Consider the following 3,860-nt stretch of genomic DNA (forward strand, 5'->3'; position numbering starts at 1 on the left):
TCGACCGAGCCGAACGTCTCGGCGACCTTGTCGATGCCGCTGTTCACCGCGTCCTCGTTGGTGACGTCCATCGCGACGCCGATCGCCTTGCCGCCTGCCTTGTTGATCTCGTCGGCCACCGCGTTCGCGCCGTCCTGGTTCAGATCTGCGATCGCGACGGCCGCGCCGGCCTTCGCCAGCTCCAGCGCGATTTCTTTGCCGATGCCGCTCGCGGCGCCCGTGACGACTGCGGTCTTGCCATTCAGGTCTGCTGCCATGTCCGTCTCCTTACGTTACCCGTTCGAAAAATCGCGCGCCGCAGCAGCAGCCGTCATAGCCTGTCCGTGCGGGCGAGCCAGCCGCTATTGTGCACGATCGGTCCCGCCGTTCGCGCGCAAAACGCCTAAGCTTAAGGTCGGTTACGACTCGCGGAGGTTGGTATGCACTATCGACGGCTCGGCCGCTCCGGCCTGCAGATCAGCGAACTGTCGCTCGGCTCGTGGGTGACCTACGGCAATCAGGTGGATCAGCGGGCGGCCCGCGAATGTCTCGCAGCGGCGCGCGATGCCGGCGTCAATTTCTTCGACAACGCGGAAGTTTATGCGGGCGGGAAATCCGAGGAGATCATGGGCCAGGCGCTCAAGTCGCTCGGCTGGCCGCGCGTCAGTTACCTCGTGTCGACGAAGTTCTTCTGGGGCCTCGCGGAAGCGCCGAATCAGTACCACACGCTGAACCGCAAGTACCTGCTGAATGCGATCGACGGCTCGCTGCGGCGGCTGCAGCTCGACTACGTCGATCTCGTCTACTGCCATCGGCCGGACCCGAACACGCCGATCGAGGAGACCGTCTGGGCGATGAGCGACATGATCGTGCGCGGCAAGGCGCTGTATTGGGGCACCTCCGAATGGAATGCCGACGACATCCGCGCCGCGTATGAAATCGCCGAGCGCCATCATCTGCACAAGCCGGTGGTCGAGCAACCGCAATACAACCTGTTTCATCGCACGCGGGTCGAGCAGGAATATGCGCGGCTCTACGACGACTGCGGGCTCGGGCTGACGACCTGGAGCCCGCTGGCATCGGGCCTGCTCACCGGCAAGTACCGCAACGGCGTGCCGCCGGGCAGCCGCGCCGAGCTGCACGGCTACGACTGGCTGCGCGAGCGGCTCACGGACCGCGCTCGCAACGAGGTGGTCGAGCGGCTCGGCGACATCGCGGCGGAACTCGGATGCAGCACCGCGCAGCTGGCGATTGCATGGGTGCTCGCGAATCCGCGCGTGAGCTCGGTCATTACGGGGGCGTCGCGGCTCGAGCAAATCGGCGACAACATGCGCGCCGTCGAGGTCGCGACGAAGCTCACGCCGGAGCTCAAGCAACGCATCGACGACGTCGTCGGCGACGCATACGAGTAAGGCGACTCACGTGCAGTCGCGTACAATACGCGGCCGCATCGGCGCGCGACCCGACCGTCGCGCGCGACCGCACGCTTTCATCGATTCATCTCTCGTTCCAGGCAGCTCGTCATGCTCAGCTATCGTCACGGTTTTCACGCAGGCAACCACGCGGACGTGCTCAAGCACACCGTCGTCGTCCAGCTGCTGCGCTATCTGAACAAGAAGGACAAGTCGTACTGGTACGTCGACACCCATGCCGGCGCCGGCGTGTATTCGCTGCGCGACGGCTATGCGGCCAAGACGGGGGAATTCGACACCGGCATCGGCCCGCTGTGGAACGACAAGGGCGTACCGGAGGCGCTGAGCGACTACATCGACGAAGTGCGCGCACTGAACGCCGACGGCGAACTGCACTACTACCCCGGCTCGCCGTATCTCGCGTGGCGACTGATGCGCGACCAGGACCGGATGCGCCTGTTCGAAATGCACACGACGGAGATCGACGTGTTGCGTCACAACTTCCGCGATGCGGGGCGTCGCGCGATGATCTTCGCCGGCGACGGTTTCGAGGGCATCAAGGCGCTGCTGCCGCCGCCGCCGCGACGGGCGCTCGTGTTGATCGATCCGTCCTACGAGGACAAGAAGGACTACGCGCGCACCATCAGCTGCGTGACGGAATGCCTGAAGCGCTTCGCGACCGGTTGTTACGCGATCTGGTACCCGCAGGTTGCGAGAATGGAGTCGCAGCGTTTTCCGGAACAGCTCAAGCGTCTGCAGCCGAACAATTGGCTGCATTTGACGTTGACGGTGTCGAACCCGCCCGCGGACGGACTCGGCCTGTACGGCAGCGGGATGTTCATCCTGAATCCGCCGTACACGCTCGCGCAAAGCATGAAAGAAGTGCTGCCGTATCTCGTCGAACGCCTGGGACAGGACAGTGGCGCGCGGTATCAGATCGAACACCGCGGCAATTGAACGCGTGGGCCGCCCTCAGGGCTGCGGTCTCGGCGCCGGGCGCGGCTGATTCGCCGGCCCGACGTTCCAGCCGGGCACGTTGATATAGGGCGCAACGAATAGCGGCACCGACGAATTCGCGCCTTGTCCTGCCGGCGCGCGTATGCCGGCGGGCTCGACGATCGGCTCCGACGACAGCGGCGCCGTTTGCAGCACCAGGCCACCCTTGCCATCGACGATTCCGCGTTGCGTGTCGAGAATCAACGCCTGGGATGCAGACGAAGCGGCGGCGCCGGCGGCCACCGCATGGATGAGCACCGCAGCGCCCAGACCGAGACGCGCGCGGGAAGCAAGGTGACGCACATCAGGATGCCAGCGCATGATCGTTTTTCCGGTGAAAAGCAGGTCCATACCATAGCGCCCCGCTGACGATTCCGCCAGATCCGCGGCGCAAAAAAGACAAAGCCCCGTCAATACGGGGCTTGCTTTTCATTCGGCGCCACGCGGCACCGGACAACTGCTTCGATTACAGCGAGTAGCCGTTCGTTTCGAGCGAACGGATGCGGCTCTCGAGCTGGACGATGTCCGACGAGGTAGCCAGGTAAGCTTCGCGGCGCTCGCGCTCGGCGGTTTCGAACCAGTTGCTCAGCTTTTCAACGATGTAGGCGATCATGATGTTCTCCAAGGAAGGGGGACCCCTGGCGAATCGAGATTCAGGGATTTCCCGTATAGGGTTATCCCGGATTATAGCGAGGCTGCACCAAGTTGCCAGTGAAATGCGTGCATGGCTGTCATTCCAATTTGGAATGGCACGTGAGGCAACCTTCGTAATGCATTGATTTTTATACGAATTAGCTTCTGGGTCTTTCGCGGCCTGGAAGACATGCACTAATCTGGTTCGCCTACCGGTTCGGCCAGACGCGCCAAAATCGGGCATTCTGGCCGTCCGTCACCGTGACAGTGCGCGGCCAGATCGGCGAGCGTATCGCGCATGTCGGTCAATTCGGCGATGCGTTTGTCGAGCTCGGCCACATGTTCGAGCGCGATCGACTTCACCTCGGCACTGGCCCGCGACCGGTCTTGCCAGAGCGTCAGCAGCTTGCGGATATCCTCGACGAGAAAGCCGAGCCGCCGCGCCTGTCTGATGAAACGCAGTGTATGGATTTCGTCCGGACCGTAGAGCCTGTAACCGGCGTCGCTCCGCTTGCTGGGAGCGAGAAGGCCGACCTGCTCGTAATACCGGATCATCTTTGCGCTGACGCCTGATTCACGCGATGCGTCACCAATATTCATTGCCCCGCCCTGTTTCGATTCAAGGTAACGCCGATGACAGCGACCATCGATCGTATTCCCATCGTATCAAATTGCATGACGGCACTCCGGCGATGGGGAGACAGCGGTTGGCGGGATGATAGTCACTGCCATAATCGCCGTGCGGGGCTGTGGCGCCCAGTAGGAGATCGTTGGCGCGTGGCCGCCGGACATGCATCGCAGATATCGCCAGCTTGATGCATCGCGCGTTCCGGCGATGAG

6 protein-coding genes are annotated in these 3,860 nt (G+C 63.1%); 2 read left to right on the forward strand and 4 right to left on the reverse strand.

The window, feature by feature from the left end; all coding sequences use genetic code 11:
• On the reverse strand, positions 1-257 hold a 257-nt coding region (locus EX20_RS22585), incomplete at its 3' end, for an SDR family NAD(P)-dependent oxidoreductase (RefSeq protein WP_034194840.1).
• A 162-nt stretch (positions 258-419) separates the two neighbouring features.
• Between EX20_RS22585 and EX20_RS22590 the strand changes: the two genes are divergently transcribed.
• Positions 420-1,391, forward strand: coding sequence for a potassium channel beta subunit family protein (locus tag EX20_RS22590; RefSeq protein WP_011885501.1), 972 nt, complete (start codon positions 420-422; stop codon positions 1,389-1,391).
• 111 nt (positions 1,392-1,502) lie between these two features.
• Positions 1,503-2,348 carry a 23S rRNA (adenine(2030)-N(6))-methyltransferase RlmJ gene (locus EX20_RS22595; protein WP_011885502.1) on the forward strand — a complete coding sequence of 282 codons (846 nt, stop codon included), beginning with the start codon at positions 1,503-1,505 and terminating at the stop codon, positions 2,346-2,348.
• A gap of 15 nt (positions 2,349-2,363) precedes the next feature.
• Here the strand turns inward: EX20_RS22595 and EX20_RS22600 are convergent, their stop codons facing one another.
• The 3 genes from EX20_RS22600 to cueR all read right to left on the reverse strand — a co-directional run bounded on the left by EX20_RS22600 (position 2,364) and on the right by cueR (position 3,620).
• On the reverse strand, positions 2,364-2,738 hold the full coding sequence (locus EX20_RS22600) for a hypothetical protein (protein WP_011885503.1): 375 nt from the start codon (positions 2,736-2,738) through the stop codon (positions 2,364-2,366).
• Between the two features lie 115 nt (positions 2,739-2,853).
• On the reverse strand, positions 2,854-3,000 hold the full coding sequence (locus tag EX20_RS31295) for a DUF3563 family protein (protein ID WP_011885504.1): 147 nt from the start codon (positions 2,998-3,000) through the stop codon (positions 2,854-2,856).
• A gap of 215 nt (positions 3,001-3,215) precedes the next feature.
• Positions 3,216-3,620 (reverse strand): Cu(I)-responsive transcriptional regulator, encoded by a 405-nt coding sequence (gene cueR, locus EX20_RS22605; RefSeq protein ID WP_011885505.1) that lies wholly within the window; start codon positions 3,618-3,620, stop codon positions 3,216-3,218.
• Between the last annotated feature and the right edge of the window lie 240 nt (positions 3,621-3,860).

Origin of the sequence: Burkholderia sp. WP42 (genome assembly GCF_000745665.1) — a bacterium.
Taxonomy (GTDB): Bacteria; Pseudomonadota; Gammaproteobacteria; order Burkholderiales; family Burkholderiaceae; genus Burkholderia; species Burkholderia vietnamiensis.